The organism is Micromonospora sicca, assembly GCF_003172935.1.
Lineage (GTDB): Bacteria > Actinomycetota > Actinomycetes > Mycobacteriales > Micromonosporaceae > Micromonospora > Micromonospora sicca.
The window spans coordinates 1-18,654 of the sequence record NZ_QGKS01000479.1; the positions used below are offsets into that span (position 1 = coordinate 1).

The window sequence follows — 18,654 nt, forward strand, 5'->3', positions numbered from 1 at the left end:
CAGCAGCGGCAGCGTGACCGCGGCCTTGCCCTCCACGGGCCGGCCGTGGTCACGCTGCCGCTGCTGGCCGCCATGCTCGCCACCCGCCCCGCCGGCCCGCCGCCCGGCCCCGATGCTCCGCTGGAGCAGCGACGCGACCACCTGGCCGCGCTGCGCGACCGGTGCCTGCTGAGCCTCGGCTTCTTCGCCGGCCTGCGCCGCGAGGAACTGGCCGGCCTGCCGGTGGACCACGTGCAGCCGGTCCAGGAGGGACTGCGGCTGCTCATCGCCCGATCCAAGGCCGACCAGACCGGTCGCGGCCGCCACGTCGACCTGCCCGAAGCCCCCGCCGAGCTGGCCGCGATCTGCCCGGTGCGCACCACCGTCGCCTGGCTCGACGCCGCCGGCCGCCGCGAGCACCTGCACCGGCCCGGCCGCCGCCGCACCGGCACGATGCCGATGCTGTCCGGCATCAGCGTCGGCGCCCGGGTCCGCGCCACGGCGTTGAGCGACCGGTACGTCGCCGAGACCGTGAAGCAGGCCGCGCGGGACGCCGGTCAGCCGCCCGAGGTGGTCGACACCCTGGCCGGGCACAGCCTGCGGGCCGGCCTCGCCACCGCCCTCGAAGCCGCCGGCGTGCCCCAGACGGTCATCACCCGGATCCTCGGCCACGCCACCGGCACCACCGGCCGCTACATCCGGCACGCCTTCGACGGCGCCGCCCACCATGCCCTGTACACCTACGCCACCGGCGTCCTGGGCAGCATCTGACCCACCGCCGTGGATCAGTGGGGCGGCGACGCCGTCGCGCGATCACAAGCTAGTCGCGATCACAAGCTAGTATCGTCGCCGCCCAATCGAGGGCCGACAAGGCAATGGTGAGGGAGTATCCCGGCGGTGGCCGAGCAGCGCGGTGGTGTGAACAACGAGATCGGCAGTGTCCACCGACGCGGTATCGCGGTGTTCTTGGCCACGCACGGCCTCGCAGGGGTAGGTGTGCTCGGCGGCGACTTCGTGCCGGTGCGCCTGGCCTTCGAGACTGAGCAAGCCACCGACGATCTGTGCTGTGTGTCCGAGGCCGGAACCCGGATGTTCATCTCCGCTAAGCACACCTGCGGCAACGACGAGCAGAACTTCGGCGCCACCGTCAAACAATGGGTGAAGCAAGCACCCGCGCTCGCGCCTGATGACCTGCTTGTACTGGCCACCGCCGAACTGCGCGGTGATCTCAAGATGCTGCCTGCCGCGCTGGATCGGCGCCGCCGGGCCCCGGACACACCTGCACCCAGGTCCGAGCAGAAGGCTCTGGCCGCGCTCGAGAGGAAGATCGACGCGTGCACCGACGACCCAGTGGTGCGCGAGCGGGTTGTCGAGGCCGCGCACGTGCTCGTGGTCAATGTCGTCAAAGCCGGTGACGTCGACTTCGATCTCGGCGTCGCGCTGTTGCAGGGGTCGGTGGTCGCGAAAGGTCATGGCCGTGCTGCCGTCAAGGCGCTGGCAGAGGACTTCCACACTCAGGCCAGCACTGCGTTCGCCAGCGGCCTGGATGACTGGGTGAAGGTTCTGCGGGAGACTCCGATCGAGGTCTTCGCCGACGGTGAAGGCGCGGCCGGTGCCGCGGCAAACGCCCGCCACCTGGCGCTGTCCGCCTACCGGGACTGGCTGGGCGCCGAGGAGGGCCGCGTCAGCCTGTCGTTGCTGGCCGACGACCTGCCCGAGCTGATCGTTGCCGACCTTGCCGACGGGTTGCGGGTCGCCGTCGAGAGCGGTGGACGGCGCCGTGAGCGGGTGTCGTTGCTGGCGATGACCCGGCGCTGGCCGAGGCTGCTGCTCGCGGGCTTGCCCGGCATGGGTAAAAGCACTGCCCTGCGTCAGCTGGCCGCCCGGTGGGCAAAGACGCCCACCGCTGCCCTGCCCGTGCCGGTGTCCCTGCCTGTCGTTGCCGACCGTTGTGGGCGGGCCAGCGACGTGACACTGGGCGTGCTGTGCGAGGTCGCGGCTCAATACGCGCCGGTGGAGCACCGCAAGGTCTTGATGGCGTCGTTGGAACGCGCGTGCCATGCCGGTCACGCGGTGCTGCTGCTCGACGGGTTCGACGAGTGCGGAGCGCGGCGGAGCTGGATCGCCGACGGGCTACAGCGGATGCTGGCCGAACTACCGGCCGGGCTCGGTGTCGTGCTCAGCACCCGTGACAGCGGCCTTGCGGCTGCCCGAAAACTTGGGCTGGCCCCAGTGGCGTTGGCGACGCCCGACAAGCTCGGCACTGTGATGCACCGACTGCTGCAGCACGTCGCCGACACCCACCAGGTCGATGAGGCGGACCGTGAGCGCTGGGTCGAGCTACGCCGCTCGTGGCTCGACGCAGCCCGGCAGGCCCACCCCGACATCGCCGACGTGCCGCTGCTGGCCACCATCATGACCTTGGTCGTGGCCAAATCGGCGACCATACCGGTCACACACGGCCGGGCCCAGCTGCTGAGAACGGCAGTGCAACAAAGCGTGCAGGACTGGGAGCATCACCGCCGCGGAAGTGTCGGCACCCGGCCCGGCCAGCCTACCGCGCAGCAACTGCTCGACGGATTTACCGCCATCGGTTCCCGGTTGATGGACTCAGGATCCGCCAGCCAGGCCCAGGTGCGACAGGCCATTGCCGCCATGCTCGCCAACGAGTGGGATATCCGTGCTGCGGGACCTGCGGGCGAACTCATCACACACATCCTGCAGTTCTGGGACCAGCACATGGGCGTGTTCGTCGATGCGGGCGACGGCGCCGTGCGGCCGCGCAGCCGAGTATTCGCCGAGATCGCCGCCGCTATGGCCGTGCGGTGGCTCGCCGACGCGCCGCTGCGGGAGTGGGTGAACACGGCGGTCGGGGACCCCGACCGCGACGTCACCCTGGCGCTCGCAGCAGAGCTGCATCCGAAGGTGCTGAACATACTGCTGCGCGACGAGCGCGAGCCTGGGTTCGCGACGCGAGCTCTACTGGCGGCAGACGTACTACGCCATGCCGCCGACGCCAGCAACCACGAGCTGCATGTCCTGGTTACCCTGCTAGCCGATGCCGCGGAGGAGTACCGTGACCTCGATCCGGACGGCGCGGCATCCGGCTGGCTGTGCATGGTGGCCTTGGCCGAGCTATCGCTGCCTACGGCTCTGCGCACAACACGCGAGCAGGCGCTTGAACGGCTATGTGCCGACGACCAGCAACGGGTGATCGTCACGGCGCTGGTGGCCCTGTCGGACGCCGCCACCGACGGAACCGCTTTGTGTCCGCCGCAGGTGGCGAGCGTCCGTGCCGCGTTGCAACTCCCTGGACGAACCCGCCGCATCTCTGACGAGGCTACGGACGCGGGCCTGGATCTGGATGCATTTGAGCGCTCGCTGCCAGGACATCTCCAGGTCGCGGCAGCGTCGATCCCCCATCTGAAAATTCTGGGCAGTGACATGGTGAACCGCGTTTACGATCTCGCCGGGCTCGCCACCGTCGAAACCTATTCCGATCTCGTCCAAGCCTTGGAGGACGCCGGCTACGACGTACCGATGCCATCGTGGCGGAAGACGATCAATGCCATCGTCGCGTACGCGCTACCCGAACTTTCCTGGGAGGAACGGCAGATGCCGCTGCTGGCATCTGCGGCTCGGTTCGCGGAAACCAGCCCCGAACTTTCGGCGCAGCAGCGGTGGCGGCTGCCTGAACTTGCCTGCCTGTTCAGCCTTCTGTACTTGCCAAAGGTGACAATTGGCGACGTCCGCGCGACCTTTGCTCCCGGTCAGGAGACGACACGCACCGAATGGCTCAGAGCTCTCGCCGTCGCGGCTGGCCTAGACCTGGCCCTAGTGGCCGCACAAGCTCGGGCCATGATCGCCGAACTCCACAACGCGGCTGTGCCCCGAGTCACCGATTTCCTCGAGGTGCCGGTCGCCGGACCCATGCCGGCATGGGATGCAAGCCGTCTCGGCGAACGGGAACGTAGCGCCCTACTCGCGGCGATTACCTCTGACTCCGGTTGGATGGCGCAGTCGGCGAACCGAATCCTCCAAGATCGCACCGCCAATGCGGTCGACTGAAAGTCGATGCACCTTGATAAGACATCCGGATTTGCCGCGATCCGGGCGGCGGCACCGACCGGTTTTATTGCGGTCCATGCGTGCCTGGTAAAGCCCTGGCTCGGTCTCAGGTCTTGCCCGGTCTGCGTCTGAAACGCGGCGAGGGTGCGCTCGTGCCGGCCATCGTCCGTCGCGTCTGTTCATCACTAACGCTTCGGCCAACTGACGTCGAGTACGTAGACTCTTACGTCGAACTGGGGCGCCACTTCCGTGGCCCAGCGCCGCATGTCGTCGAGGAGTTCCTGCTTGTCGGCGTACTTCCGTGACCCGGAGGTGCGTTGTTCGGGCGGAATCCAGTACACGAGATAGATGCCGTGTCGCTGGCTTGTCGCAGCCAGGTATCGCTGTACGAGCTGATCTCGTAGCGCGGTGGGCACCTCGTCGTTGGTGACGAGCTTCGCCTCGACGATCGCTTCGGCGACTCCGGCGGGAACTGTGTTGGTGGGAGCGCCTGCGGTCAGATCGATGCGTGTGCCGGAGCCCTTGACCGCGATGCGCTCGACCTGGGGCTCTCGGGCGAGGATGACGCGATCCCGACCGAGCTGGTCGGTCAGGCGGCGCCGCAACCAGTCGGTGATGTCGTCCTCGCTGCCGAGGTTCTTACCGTTCGGCGACCACAGGTCGCGGAAGCCGTTGTTGCGCGAGAGTTCGTGCTGCAGGTCGTCGAGGTGGTCCAGCAGAGCACTGATCAGGTCGGCGGAGTTGCGGATAAGCCGCAGATCCGAGCGGCCGAGCAGGTCGAGCAAGCCGGTCGGGTCGACGCGGGCCTGGGCCTTGCCGGCCGCGGCCTGGCGGGCCTGGCGCAGGTGGTGGCGGATGAGTGTCTGCGCATGAAACGGCTGCCCGTCGGCCAGCACCTTGAGTTCTGTGACGAGGCCGCGCATGGCCATTCTCTCGACCGCATGGTTGCACATGCGGGCTTCTCGCTGCGTCGGGCTGTCGAACGAGCCCTCGGTCTCCGGCGGTGGGTCAGCATGCGCGAGTCGACCGAGCAGGAGGCGGGTCAGGTCGGCCAGGCTGCCGTCGTCGACCGTGTCCAGCGGCAGACCCTCGAGGAGTTCTAGGAATACCCAGGGCGGGGTCGGCTCGTTCAGCAGGCGGTTGATCGTGCCACTAGTGTCGGCGTGGGCGAGGTGCCGGTTCGCGGCGCGGGACAGCTGCGAGTTGTCGTCGTTCGCCACCGATCTGGCCGCGACCACGGCGACGTCCGGGTCATGCTCGATCAGGAAGGCGAGTACGTCGGCGTTCTGGTCGTCGGGGTAGCGGCGCTGCGTCAAGATGGCGGCCAGCTCGGGCACCAGGTTTCGGGCGAAGTACTCGTAGAGGGGTGTGCGTCGCCATTCGGCGCGGCTGTCGAGCGCGGTCTGGACGGCAGTGCGAATCTCGGCCTTCGCCTCGGTGGGGGCGAGTTCGACGAGGTCCCCGAGTAGGTCCGTATTGCCGTAGGCCCAGGCGTTCGCGATGGCGGGCGCCCACCGCGCCCACGTTGTCAGCGGGAGGTCGCCGAGGCGCTCTGGCGCGTGGCGGGCCAGCGTGGTCAGCAGGTAGACCCCGGACCAGTCGCGGACGACGTCGAGTCCGACCGAGGTCTTGCCTAGCCAAAGGCTCGGGTCGGGCGAATGACCCGTGACGTACTCCAGGCCCCGGTCGAGGACCTCTCGCTGCTCTTCGGCGGTCAGCAGCGACCAGTTCCGTCTGGCAGTGAGATCGCAGGACAGTAGCGGTTCCGGTTGGTTAGGTGGCACCAGGGCGATCGGGATGTCGGTCCATGCGGCGAGGTTCTGGCGGGCAGCCGAGATCGCTGCTTGCAGTGCCGTACGGTCGGGCCGGTCGTCGGTTTCCTGCTCGTCGATGTCCTGCTCGTCGTCTGGCGGGGCAGGCGGGGCAATCAGCCTCTGAAGGCATCGGGCCAGGACGTCGTGGCCGGTGGCTCGTTCATCGTCGATGGCTTCCGTCAGCCAGTCGATGTCGTCGGCGGTGACGAGCTCGAGTTGGAGTAGGACTGGCCATCGGTGTTCGTCGAGTCGCGCCGCGACGGCGACGGCGAGATGTCGGCGCTGGGCGGTGTCTAGCGCCCAGCGCACGCGGCGGATGTGTCCGGCCAGGTAAACGAGGAGCTCGGCCAATGATCCCCGCACTGCCGGGTCATCCGATGCGCCAACGGCGTGCGCCGCGATCCGAACCCACAAGTCGCTCAACCATCGGCGGGACTCGACGGAGAACTGGGGCTGGAGAGTTGCACGCGCCCAGGTGAGAAGCTCGGGCAGATCGGCGTTCGGAACTCTGGCGGGGAAGTCCCGGAGGAATTTTTGATACGCGCCGATGAAGTGGAGACGCCGCGGCCGGGTGACGAAGGGCAGCAGCCGGGTGATGGTCATGTGCTGCGGGTAGAGCCCGTCAAGCAGTCCGGCCCGTAGCTCGTCGTCTGGGTCCGCGTCTGGGTCGAGCTTCAGGCCGTCGAGCAGGGCGGACCGCTCGGGCGCTGACCCTAGCTCGGTCACCACGGCGATCGCCTGCCTGCGTGCCCAGGACGGAAGCCGGTCGTCGAGCGCGATCGTCAATGCCGCGGGGGCGGCCGCCGAGATTCGTCCGGCCAGGGCAAGCCGGCAGATCCACCACGCCTCGAAAGACTGGTCTACCGCGGCCGCCAGCCGGTCGGTGAGCTGCCGCGCCAGCTCCGGGTGGACGACGACCGACAGGTCCAGTGACCACCGCGGCGGCGCGTCGTGCTCCCGCGAATCCGCGAGCAGCGCGTCCACGACCGCCGCCCGCGCGGCCGGCGGCAGGTCGACCTCGGACTCGACCAGGGTCGCTGCGTTGGCGGGCGCCACCATGTCGGCGAGCTCCGGGCGCAGTGCCACCATCCATGCCGCGACCGCGACCATCGAGCGCGGCAGCACCCCATCGGTCAGGCCGAGCAGGGCGGCGACCTGGGGCCGCGTGGGCGCTCGATCCACGACGTATTTCGCGGCGAGATAGTCGACGTACTCCTGGTGCCGAAAGGCGACAGTGTCCCGCGGCGCGGTGTCGAACAAGGCGCTGCCCAGCACCTCCGCGTAGACCTCGCCGCCGATCGTGACGTCGGGGCGATCCGGCTCTGGCATGGTCGGTAGCTCGGCGATCGCGACGGCGGCCTGACCCGGGTCGGTGCGGAACGCGAATCGGCCGACCCCGCCGAACGCAGCGAAGACGGCCAGCCGGCCGGCCGTCCGGCGCCGCACGTCCGCGCCCGTCCGCAAAGGCTGGCGAACGTTCTCCCGCTCGGTCAGCAGCCGCTGGACCTCTGACTCCAGGGTGTCCGCCCGTCGGCCGGGAAGACGACCCGTCTCCTGCCACTGCCGGCCCGCCGCGATGAAGTGCAACAGCGAGGCGCTCAACCGGGTACGGCCCGCCCCAGCCAGCGCGTCCAGAAAGCCCTCGTCAACATGGAGGGAGGCGAGCAGGTGGCGGGCCGCGTCACGCGTCATCGGCAGCAGGCGCAGTTTCTCGACATTCTTGACGCCTTCGACAAATGCACTGGTCCACGCCGAAGGGCGGCATGCGAGCCGCCACTGGACCCCATCGGTCCCAGGTCCGGCCATCGCCCGGTTCACCAGCCGGACAAGGGCCGGCTCGGTAAGCAGGGCCTCATCCAGAGAATCGAGGTAGATAGGTTTCCCGCACGCGGTCGCCGCACCGATCACCCGGCCGATGTCGGCGCCCCGGAGCCCGACGAGGTCGACCTCGATGCCGTCCTCCCGCCGCCGCAGACCGTCTAGGACGACCGACTTTCCGACGCCGCCTGGCGCGAGCAAGATAAAACTCCCCGGCCGGCCAGCGAGCTCGCCGGCCGGCGTGATGCCGGTGGTCGCGCCGGCGTCAAGAAAGCCGTCGCCGTCAAGCGCCGTGTGCTCCTCGTCCGCGTCCTTGACATGACGTTCGACTGCGCCGATGGTCAACAGCCCCTCCGCTCCGCGTGGCGCATTCATCCTAGAAAGGACGGCGATTGGCGGCCAAACCGAGCAATGGCCTCAGCGGGTTCCACGCGGCGGAAGACCACCGACGCGCAGCGTGCTCTTCTGCCACAGACAAACGCGTGTTGCTGCTGCCTTGACGCTCCGCCTCCGCTCCGGCTGGTGGTAGCTGATCACGCCTGCGGACGCTGCCGGCCGTACGCCGACGCATGCTTTGACCGGCTCAGCGCTGGTCACCCGCCTCAGCGCCGCCAGACTGATCCGATCTGCGAACGGCAGCGGCGCTGTGGCCCCGACGTCCGCTCTGGCCGACAGGGCAGCTCAGCCGTAGCAGCCGGTCCCGCCCCGGATGGGGACTGCTCTCGCTTCTGTGCAGGTTGAGGCGGCGCCTCGACGGCGGGAGACATTCGTTCGCCGATGCGGCTCTGGCCGGGGTGGAGCGGGCTTTGTAGTAGCAGCGCCTCTGCTCGCTGGGGGTCTGTCGCCTAGGTGACAGTTCGCCCGGTCAGGGCATGTGCGTGAGGCACACTCCCCCCGAGCAGTCACGCGGACCGTGAGTGCTCCGACAACTACCGATTGCGGCGCAGGTGGCAATTGCGGGCTGGTGATGTCGGCGCTTCGGCAGCCGATCTCGTTGTGGCGGCGAAGCCGCCTGATGATGCTGGAGCCCGGACGGCAGACCAGTACGAGTGGCAGGCGGTGATGGCTGCCGCTGATGGCCTGAGCCTGTATCTGACGGCCCTCGACGCGCACGGCAACCTCGCCGATGGCGACGACGGCCGGCTGCTCTGCGAGTATCACGAGGACTGGGTCGCCCTACGTAACGGGGATGCGGAACTGGTGTCCGCGAAACATCCCGGGCTGACCTTCGGCGCCTACAGCACCCTCAACTCGTTGGCCGGAGACGGTGGGGTCGCGCACCTATTCAACCGCTGGCTGGCGATGCAGGAGAAGCCCACATGCCGGCTGGTCACCACTGCGGGCATGTCCGGAGAACCTCAGCAGCTCATCAAGCTCGCTGAGGTCGCTCGCGGCCGGCGTGTCACCGGCGAGACGTACATCGCCGGCGGCCCTGAGATCACGCTGCTCACCAGCTTCGGCAAGAGCTTGCTCAAGCACTGTGACGGCCTCGCCACCCGGTGGAAACCACCCGACGGCGGTGAGCCGGAGGTGCTGCCCGAGCATCGCGAGCAGATCACCCGCTTCCTGTCGATGTTCACGGTGCAGGACAGCGTGACCCGTAAGTACGCTCCGCACGCGGCGCCGTCGATGTACGCGCAGCCAGTGCTGGACAAGCTAGGTAGCGCCGCTCCCGCCGGTGCGGTGTGGGAGGCCGTTCTCGCCCTGTTCCGCGTCCGCATGCGCGCGTCGGGGCCGACGCCGACCGGTGGCCTACCGACGGTCCTGGCCTTCCCCATGGGCGGCGCGGCGTCCACATCCGGTGACCGTGAGACCGAGTTGACCAGCCGCATCGTGACGCTAACGGACATCGATCTGGCCATCCGGACGGCGATCGCGCACCCGACGGGCTTTGCGCCGCTGCCGCGGTTGGTGCGCACCAGCCGGTTGGCCATCAAGATGGAGGTCGGGGGCTGCTCCGACAACACGGTGGAACGCGCGGAGCAGCTCCGGTCAGACTGGGCCGAGCATTGGCGTGACTCACTGGCATTCGATCCGGCAGCGCGTGCCCGTCAACAGCGGCTGAACCGGGCGCTACTGCGGATCAACGACGCGGCGACTGAGCAGGTGAAACGGCCAGGCACCGCCTGGGGCCCGCAGTTGTGGAGGGAGCTTGAGGCCGCGCTGGACCGGCAGCAGCGCACCCTGCCGGATGACATGGACGTCGACCTGGCGCTCGGTGGGCTGTGTGAGCTTTCCAATCGGTGCCAGGTGTGGTTCAGCGAGGGTTTTGACGTCGCAAGCGAGCAGGCGCGCCGGCGCCCGGTGGGAGGAGGGGGCAGCTGATGAGCATGCACGCTGCGGATGCCGCCGACCTGGCGTTGCTGCGCGAGGACCTCGCCTACCACCAGACCCGCGTGTTTCTGCTCGTGACCGCCGTCGCGGCCGAGACGGGCCACCAACGAAGGCTGGACGGCCTGACGAAGCTGGCCAAGCTCGACTTCCTGTTGCGGTACCCGGCCTTGGCCAGCACCGTGCTGGACTCCCTGGAGCCGGCAGATCCCCGGCTGCATCTGGCGGAGGAAGACAGGTTTGACCCCACCGCCGTGGAAGCACCCATGACCCGGTACAAGTACGGCCCGTGGGACGACCGCTACTACATGATCATCGGCGCGCTTGTCGGTCGTGGGCTCCTGCGGTATGCCCCCGGCAGGAAAGGCAGCGTCGCGCTCGCGCCCACGCCCAAGGGCAAGAGGCACGCCGCCGCGATCGCCGCCACCGCGCCGTGGTCGGAGATCGCCGAACGCGGCCAGGTGATCGCGCAGGCGTCGACAGGACTGACAGGCAACGCGTTGAAGGACCTGATCTACCAGAGGCTGGCTGACCTGATGGACCGACCGCACCGACAGGTGATCCGTTGACCACGACGTTCCGGCTCAACGCCGTCATCTTGGACACCGTCGAAGGACCGGTCAGGTATACGTTCCCCGCGGACTTGACCATCCTCGCCGGGCCGACCGGCGTCGGGAAAACCACTTTGCTGGAGGCCGTGAAGTTCGGATTCGGGTGTGACGGGATGCTGGCGCCCGTGATCACCGAGAGCGTGCACGACATCAGCGTCGACGTGACCGTCGGCGCCGAACGTTACCTGCTCGTGCGCAGCGTCGATGCGGTCAAACGCCGGGCCGTGCGAGTCACCGATGTCAAGACCCGCGAGCGGCTGCCTGATCACGGCGCGGACGCCCGTGAGTCGCCCAGCGTGTCCGGTCTGTTGATGCGGGCGTTGGGCTTCGCCGAGGACATGCGCGCGGCCGCCAGAACCGCCGGTAGCACCAATGCCGGCGCCCGCATCACCTTCGCCGACGTTTTCTCCTACCTGTATGTCCCGCAAGCCGACATGAACCGCGACATTGCGCGCAGCCAGGACACCTACCTCGCGCCGAAACGCAAAGCCGTTTTCGAGTTGCTGTTCGGTCTCACCGACGAAGCCGTGCTGGCGCTGCGTTCCGAACTCACGACGCTCAACAGGCAGGTTGACGACGCGCGCCGCGAAACCGCGACGATCCGCGACTTCCTGTCCACGACGAACACCACCAGCAAGCAAGAAGCGCTCAGCGCTCAAGGCGACGCCCGCAACGCGCAAATCGCCGCCGAGGCGTCGTTGCGGGTGCTGCGCAACGAGATCAGCCCGGTCGCCGACCGCGAGACGCAAGTGATACGGGATCTGCTCTACGACGCAGAACGCCGGCTCGCCGAGGCCAAGGCGACCGTCCAGGCGTTGATCAGGCAGCGAGCCGACCTGACCGCCGAACGACGCCGCGTCGAAGGCGACCTCGCCCGGTTGCACCGCATGCGCGACGCCGGCGACCGCATCGCCAACATCGAGTTCGTCACGTGCCCCCGGTGCCTGCAGTCGCTGACCGACAGAGCAGTCCCCGAGGGCGCCTGCCGGTTGTGCTTACAGCCCGACCCGGTCACGCCGGACTCCGACACCGACCAGTACGAGCAGCGACAGCTCACCGGCCAACTGCACGAGATGAGCGACCAACTGGCTCTGCTCACCGAGCAGCTCGCCGCCACCAGCGTCGCTGTCGCCGAGCGCGAGGGCCTGGTCAAAGACCTCACCGCCACGATCGAACAGCGCACGTCCACGCGCGTCAGTCCGCGCCTGCAGGCCTTCACCGACGCCTCCACCAGCCTCGCCTACGCCCAGGCGCGCCAGCGGGAACTCGAGGGCGTGCTGCGACAGTGGGACCGTGTCGATGACCTCACCACCGCCGAACAGCAGCGCACCGCCGAGCGGGACAGAGTCAACGCGGAGATTCAACGCCGGGAAGCAGCTATCGATGAGCGGCGTCACGCCATCATCGACGCGCTCACCGCAGAGTTCAACCGGGCGCTACGCAGCATCGGCGTGCCCAGCATCAAAACCGCGCACATCCACCCCACCAACTACCTGCCCATCCTCAACGGCCAGCCCTACACCAAGGTCAGCCGCGGTGGCGGCATCATCACCGCCGTGCAAATCGCTTACTGGACGTCGATCCTGTACGTCGTGGTCAGCCGCGGTGACACTTATTACCCGTCGTTTCTGCTCATCGACAGCCCCCGCATGGCGCTGAACTCCGCCACCGGCATCTCCGCCGCCCTCTACAGCCGGCTGCGGGACCTCGCAGCAGCCAGGCCCGGCAAGCTGCAGATGATCGTCGCGGACAACGAACTCCCCGAGGTGGTAGAGCGCGACTTCGCCGAGCTGGATTTCGACTACCCGCATCCAACCGTGGCCACCATCGCCCACCCTGGACCCAACGCCGTGCAGACGCTCGGCGACCGCACCGATTCCTAGTCCCCGTAGGCACCGACCATCAGATGATCATATGTCGGTTGGGGTGACCTGCTGGATCAGTGCGTGCTGGGGCTGCGCCAACACGTGCGATACCCGGTGGAACGTCGTGACGTCCGCTCGCTGCCCGCTCAGCCACGCCCTGCTTTGCAGCGAGACCTGTTCGCCGACACCATGCCGCGATTCGGTGATGACAGTAGGCCTGCGCAGTGGTTACGGTGGGCCTCTCGACGGTGGGAGGTGCAGCCGTGAGCGTTCGGTTGATCGATTACGGTGCCGCCGGATCCCAGGGCGGCTCGGTCGCCGCGCTTCGGGCGGCCGTAGCAGCCCGGTCACCGACATGCGCTGTGCCGCTTGACGGTCACCGGTCGCCCCGCGGTTCGCGGTAGAGCGGGGCCCGGCATGTCACGCCCGCAGGCCGCCGCCCCGAGGCAGGGGCGCCTGGCGGCGGGGCAGGTCGACGTCAGCTTCGTCGGCGATGACGGGCAGGACCGCAGGGAGCCGCTGGACCAGTGCTGGATGCAGCCGTTCGAGGCCGCCCGCACGGTAAACCGGACACGGTCGAAGCGGGGTTCGAAGGGTTTCGCCGGGTTGTGGTGGTTCGCCACGACCGCGGATCACGTCGGCTACGAATCGTGGCTGCAGCGGGATCATGTCATGGCATGGGACTTCGACCCGACGGTCATGTCGCTGACGCCACGGCCGTTGCGCCTGACCTGGCAGCGCGACGGCAAGACCGTCACCCATACACCGGACTTCTTCGCACGCCTGCGCGACGGCACGGCGGTGGTGATCGAGGTGCGGTCGCAGCGTCGACGCGGACGCGACGCGCAGCCGATGGGTGAACCGATCGCGTACGCGTGTCAGGAGGTCGGTTGGACGGTGTGGCGCGTCGACGTCATGGATCCGGTACGGACGGCGAACCTGCGCTGGCTGTCGGGCTATCGGCATCCCCGCTGCCACGACGCCCGGCGGGCGGCTAGCCTGCAACGCGTGTTCGCCGACGGCGCGGCGCTGATGGACGGCGCGCGTCAGGTCGGGGATCCCATCGCCGTGCTGCCCACGCTGTTTCATCTGCTCTGGCGACAGGTACTGCAAACCGACCTGGACGAGGCACCTCTCGGCGCGGGGTCGCTGGTGCGCGGCGGCGCCTGATGGCAGGGGTGTCGCGACCGCGGATGTTGCGGGCCGGTGATGAGGTCCGGTTACGGGGCGCGCGGTACACGGTGGCGTCGGTGACGGGCAGCGGAGTGCGGCTGGAGGACGTCGTCGGCGCGCAGACGACCCTGCCGCTGGGCGAGGTGCTCACCGGCCGTGATTTGGAATGGGTGTCCACGCCGCGCGGTGCCGCTCCCCTGCCCCCGGCTGGGCTGCTCGAGGTCGTGCCCGAGCCGGTGGTGGCGCGTGCGCGGTGGTGGGAACGGCACCTGATCGAGCTGCTGACCGGTGTGGCGCCGGATGCGGCACCCGAATCGACGCCACAGTCTGGGTACGATCCGCGCCGGCACACGCTGCGCCAGCGTGAGCTGGCCAAGCTGACCGAGCTGCGGGCGGCGGGTCACTCTGTCAGCTTCACCACGCTCAAACGGCTGCGGTCGGCGTATGAGCAGCAAGGGCTGTGGGGCTTGGTCGACCAGCGCTATGCGCGAGTGTCTGGCCCCACCGGCCGAGTTGACCAACGGGTTGTCGCCGCGACAGTGCAAGCAATCGACGAGGAGACCAACCGTTCGACGGGAACGGTGGGCAGGCTTGCGCGACGGGTCACGCAGATCCTGGCCGCCGAGCACGGCAGCGCCGCTCCGGCGCTGCCGTCGCCGGCGACGTTCTACCGCCTGGTCGGCAGGTTGTCGCAGGGACGGCATACGTTCGGCTCTGCCAAGACCCGCCGGTCGCTGGCCAAGACCCCGAAGGGCCCGTTCGGGTCGGTGTCGGCGCTGCGGCCCGGGCAGTGGGTACAGATCGACTCCACCACGATCGATGTGCGGGTGGTGCTGGACAACGGTGTGATCGACCGAGCGGAGTTGACGTGGATGGACGACGCTGCCACGCGCGGCATCCCGGCGGCAGTGTTGCGTCCTACGACCAAGGCCGCCGACGCGGCGGTGCTGCTGGCACGGTCGCTGACACCGGAGCCGATGCGCCCGGGCTGGGTCGACGCGGTTCGCATGTCGCGGTCGGTGCTGCCGCACCGTCGCCTAGCCGCCCTGGACGACCAGCTGGCGTACGCCGCCGCCCGGCCGGTGATCGTTCCGGAAAACATCGTCTGCGACAACGGCAACGTATACGTGTCGCAGACCTTCCGCACGGCGTGCCGGGCGATGGGCATCAACTTCCAGCCCACCCACCTGGGCTCGCCTTGGGAGAACAACGTCGTCGAGCGCAGCTTCAACTCCGTGGGCACCCTGTTCGCCCAGTACGTCGCCGGCTACGTCGGGCGCAGCGTTGAACACCGCGGCAGGAATGCCGAGAAGAAGGCGGTGTGGTCGATCGTCGAGCTGCAGGCGCTGTTGGACGAGTGGATCGTCACGGTCTGGCAGAACAGGCCGCATGACGGGCTGCGCAACCCGCTGACCCCGGACACGGCCCTGACACCTAACGAGCAGTACGCCGCGTTGGTCGAGGTTGCCGGCTACGTGCCCGTCGCGTTAGGCGCCGAGGACTACATCGAATTGCTTCCGGTGTCCTGGAGGACCATTGGCCGCTCCGGGATCAAACTCAACCGGCGCACCTACGACGACGAGGCGCTCAACGACCTGCGTGGCGAGCCCTCCGGGGTCCTAGCGAAACAGGACCGATGGGAGGTGCACTTCGACCCGTACGACATCACCCGCATCTGGGTCCGCAACCACCGTCACGGCGGCTGGATCACCGTCAGCTGGAGACACCTGCGCAGCGCCCCGGTGCCGTTCGGCGAGTTGGCGTGGCAGCACGCCCGCAGCATCCTGCGGCGCCGCGGCGAGGACATGGCCACCGAGGCGGAGATCGCCTCGGCCGCCGCGCAGCTGCTTGACCGGGCTGAACAAGGCCCCGCGCCAAAGGCCGCCAAGCCGCGGGATCGACGCGTCGCCGGCCGCACCCGCTCCACGAACACACCCTCAGGCCCCCGCCCGGACCCACCAGACGAGCAGGACGCGGCGCCGGGCGTTGCCGCCGCGCGTGAAGGCAACCCAGAACCGCTAGCGGAGGTGATCCCCCTGCCGCTGTTCGACGCCCGCGAGGAGGCCCGCAAGTGGAGTTTCTGAACGACGTCAGCCAACTGGAAGACCAGCTGCAACCCACCACCACGGTGGAGGGCTGGCAGCGGTTCGTCGAAGCCGATCCCGCCGACGTCGCGCTGCTGCCCAAGGGCGACTGGTCGACACTGACCGCGCAGCAGCGTCTGATCTATGACGAGGCGCGGATCGCCTACCACGCCGAACTGGTCGTGGTCACCACGTCCGCGATCCGCGAGATCACCAACCAAGGTCGGCTGCTGACGCTGCTCAACCAACGGGAGAAGGGCGCCCGCCGCGGGTTGATCGTCTCCGGTGCGGCGGCGACCGGCAAGACCACCGCCATCAAACAGCTCGGCCGGCTCCACGAACTGCGCACCAGAGCCCGATATTCCGACACCGAACGCATCCCCGTGGTCTACGTGACGGCACCCCCGAAAGGCTCGCCGCGGAAGCTGGCAATGGAATTCGCACGGTTCCTCGGCCTGCCCAGAGTCGCGTCCCGGGCCAACGCCACCGACATCGCCGACGCCGTTTGCCGGATTCTCATCGACGTGCGATGCGAAATTGTCATCGTCGATGAGCTCCACAACATCAACATGGCGACCACCGTGGGCGAGGACCACTCCGACCATATGAAGTACCTCACCGAGCACCTGCCCGCGACGTTCATCTACGCCGGCATCGACATCGAACGGTCCGGGATGTTCACCGGCGTACGCGGCCGGCAGCTCGCCGGACGCTGCGTCCTGGTCAACACCGGCCCGTTTCCCTACCACGACGAGTGGAAACAGCTCGTCGCCAGCATGGAAAGCGCGCTGCGACTGCACCACCACAAGCCCGGCACGCTGACCTCGTCGGCGAAGTACCTGCACAGTCGCACTGGCGGCATGATCGGCAGCCTGTCCCACCTCATCCGCGCCGCGGCGATACGCGCGATCCTCGACGGCACCGAGACCATCTCGCGGGCCGCGATGGACGCGGTGCGCATTGACCACGCCGCCGAGTCCTCCGCCCGCCGCGCCGGTTCGCGACAATGATCCCGGCAACCGCCGACTGGGGGCAGCCGCGGCTTCGGCGGCTGCCCAGACGCATCGCCCCGGTACACGACGAGACGCTCGAGTCGTACATCGGCCGGCTCGCGACGAGAAACTATCTGTCCCGCGTTGACCTCGCGGCCCACCTGACGCCGCGGCGCCAGGGCAGCCGCCGCGGAGTCATCGCGTCGGAGTCTCTCGCGGCGGTCACCGGATTCGCCGAACCGCGGCTGGCCTACGCCTTGCCGGAGATCCGCCAGCGCGTCCCGTACCGCTACGCGCCGCCGATGATTGGACAGGTCGTCGGCAGCTACCCCAACCGGCGACATCCGTCATGCCGAAGGTGCGCGGGCGCCACCGGCCCCGTGACGATCTGGGCACGATGCGACTACAACGTCTGCGTCCGTCACCAGCTGTGGCTCGGCGACGGTGTCTCGCAGCCACGCGACCAGGTCGACGTGGCCGACATGCCCGAGATTGTCCAGGCGCAGGTGCGGCTGCGGCGGCTCATCCGCCGCCGCGGTTACCCCCGCGTGCGCTTCTACTTCTCCGACGCCTGCGAGATCGAACACTGGGGCTCGCGCAACCCGTTTGCTCTGACCCCACGCAACGAGCGCATGAGGCGTCTGCACGCCCGCGAGCACGCGGAGTTCCTGCCCTTGTCCTACGGCTACGCGGCGCAGTACCCCGAGGTCGTCGATCTTGTCCGTGATCTCCTCAGCGTTCTGGCGTCGCATGGCCACGTCGAGCGAGATCGCGGACCGCTTCCGCTTTTACGACGAGATCCTCAAGGGAAATCCACCGCACCCCTCCAGGTACAGCCACGGTGGACTCGCCTCATGGATCAACCACGAGCGACACCCAACCGGGCCCGCCGACCCCGACGGCGAGCGGACCCTGCGCCGGCTGTACCTCAGCACCGCCGGAGTGCTGCGACTGTACGACCCCGCAGCCGATGCACCTCACCGTCCGCACGGAGCGCAAGCATGACTACCATGACCGCCATCGCTCCCCCACCCGGGACCGGACCCTGGACCCTAGAGCTAAGACCAAAGTGACCTCTCCCTACGAGCGGCTCTCTTCGTCACCGAGTGGCGGCTGCTGCCGGTGACGACTTCGCGCGTGACCTAAAACCCACTGTTAAGATGGTCTCGCAGGACGCCCACGGGCTCCCGCGCCCGCCGAGAGACCCGCTCCCGCGGGTCTCTCGTGCGCTGTCGCAGTCTTTCGGCGGACGGGCGTGGACGTCGTCGCGTAGGCATCAGCACCGAAAGCGGTAGACCTCGTAGCCGGCGAGGGTGACGTTGCGGCTGCCGGCCGCCGTGCGGGGCGTGTGCGGGTGGAGGCAGCCCAACCCGCCGGTGGCGCAGTGCCTGATGCCATCGACCGCCACTGCGAAGCGACCCCCGCTAGCCTTCCGGCCTCAGCCCGTCAAGAGCCACAACCGTTGCAACTCACCACACTTGCTCCGGCCACACAGGCAGCCCTGCTCCGCGAAGCCCAGACCTGTTCGGTGCGAAGCCCTGGACTCGAAGTCCGCACTTGGCCCGAGATAATGAGAAAGCTTCCACCTGGCCCGAGATAATGAGAGCCATGACTCTTCAAGGATTCTCACTAACTTGGGCCACTGCAGATCAAGAGCCATCCGCGTGGCCCAGGTCAACTGAGAAATGACACCGGTGTCTGCCGTTTCTCAGTTGACCTGGGCCATTCTCAATAACTTGGGCCATCTCTCGAGTCTTCTCATTAAGTTGGGCCACCGAGGCTGCGTCCGGCCCCAATGCCGCGTAGCCTAAGTTGATCATGGTGTTGGGTGGGTATCCGGGGGTCTGCGGCGTGGCGGGATGACGCCGATGGTCCTGACCGTTTTGATCACGGGTCATGGCGGCGGATGTGGTGGGTCG

11 protein-coding genes are annotated in these 18,654 nt (G+C 68.3%); 9 read left to right on the forward strand and 2 right to left on the reverse strand.

Annotation, left to right across the window (positions count from 1 at the left end; all coding sequences use genetic code 11):
• Both DKT69_RS34790 and DKT69_RS34795 read left to right on the forward strand, forming a co-directional pair.
• Positions 1–750: tyrosine-type recombinase/integrase (locus DKT69_RS34790; RefSeq protein WP_146231295.1), on the forward strand; the 750-nt coding region annotated here is incomplete at its 5' end.
• 126 nt (positions 751–876) lie between these two features.
• A complete protein-coding gene (locus DKT69_RS34795) occupies positions 877–4,047 on the forward strand; it encodes an NACHT domain-containing protein (protein ID WP_146231296.1) in 3,171 nt (1,056 codons plus the stop codon).
• Between the two features lie 185 nt (positions 4,048–4,232).
• On the opposite strand, the gene DKT69_RS34800 is transcribed toward DKT69_RS34795, so the two are convergent.
• On the reverse strand, positions 4,233–8,024 hold the full coding sequence (locus DKT69_RS34800) for a hypothetical protein (protein ID WP_146231297.1): 3,792 nt from the start codon (positions 8,022–8,024) through the stop codon (positions 4,233–4,235).
• Between the two features lie 609 nt (positions 8,025–8,633).
• On the opposite strand from DKT69_RS34800, the gene DKT69_RS34810 reads away from it, so the two are divergent.
• From DKT69_RS34810 to DKT69_RS34840, 7 genes are all read left to right on the forward strand, one after another.
• Positions 8,634–10,004, forward strand: coding sequence for a hypothetical protein (locus DKT69_RS34810; protein ID WP_146231298.1), 1,371 nt, complete (start codon positions 8,634–8,636; stop codon positions 10,002–10,004).
• Complete coding sequence (locus DKT69_RS40435; protein WP_236648558.1) at positions 10,004–10,579, forward strand: hypothetical protein; 576 nt, start codon at positions 10,004–10,006, stop codon at positions 10,577–10,579. The genes DKT69_RS34810 and DKT69_RS40435 overlap by 1 nt, the downstream gene beginning before the upstream one ends.
• On the forward strand, positions 10,576–12,504 hold the full coding sequence (locus DKT69_RS34820) for a hypothetical protein (protein WP_109805621.1): 1,929 nt from the start codon (positions 10,576–10,578) through the stop codon (positions 12,502–12,504). The genes DKT69_RS40435 and DKT69_RS34820 overlap by 4 nt, the downstream gene beginning before the upstream one ends.
• Positions 12,505–12,903: 399 nt before the next feature.
• Positions 12,904–13,656 (forward strand): TnsA-like heteromeric transposase endonuclease subunit, encoded by a 753-nt coding sequence (locus DKT69_RS34825; RefSeq protein ID WP_109805622.1) that lies wholly within the window; start codon positions 12,904–12,906, stop codon positions 13,654–13,656.
• An 80-nt stretch (positions 13,657–13,736) separates the two neighbouring features.
• Positions 13,737–15,743 carry a Mu transposase C-terminal domain-containing protein gene (locus DKT69_RS34830; protein WP_236648559.1) on the forward strand — a complete coding sequence of 669 codons (2,007 nt, stop codon included), beginning with the start codon at positions 13,737–13,739 and terminating at the stop codon, positions 15,741–15,743.
• Between the two features lie 44 nt (positions 15,744–15,787).
• Positions 15,788–16,753: a TniB family NTP-binding protein gene (locus DKT69_RS34835; protein ID WP_236648561.1), complete on the forward strand. Its 966-nt coding sequence runs from the start codon at positions 15,788–15,790 to the stop codon at positions 16,751–16,753.
• A complete protein-coding gene (locus DKT69_RS34840; protein ID WP_109805624.1) occupies positions 16,750–17,808 on the forward strand; it encodes a TniQ family protein in 1,059 nt (352 codons plus the stop codon). Before DKT69_RS34835 ends, DKT69_RS34840 begins: the two co-directional genes overlap by 4 nt.
• Before the next feature lie 576 nt (positions 17,809–18,384).
• Here the strand turns inward: DKT69_RS34840 and DKT69_RS40440 are convergent.
• Positions 18,385–18,654, reverse strand: a 270-nt coding sequence (locus DKT69_RS40440) for a hypothetical protein (RefSeq protein WP_236648576.1), incomplete at its 5' end; no start/stop codon positions are given.

Excerpts from the sequence above, each read along its gene's own strand:
- DKT69_RS40435 (WP_236648558.1), top strand. The coding sequence starts at position 10,004 with ATGAGCATGCACGCTGCGGATGCCGCCGACCTGGCGTTGCTGCGCGAG.
- DKT69_RS34825 (WP_109805622.1), top strand. The coding sequence starts at position 12,904 with ATGTCACGCCCGCAGGCCGCCGCCCCGAGGCAGGGGCGCCTGGCGGCG.
- DKT69_RS34840 (WP_109805624.1), top strand. The coding sequence starts at position 16,750 with ATGATCCCGGCAACCGCCGACTGGGGGCAGCCGCGGCTTCGGCGGCTG.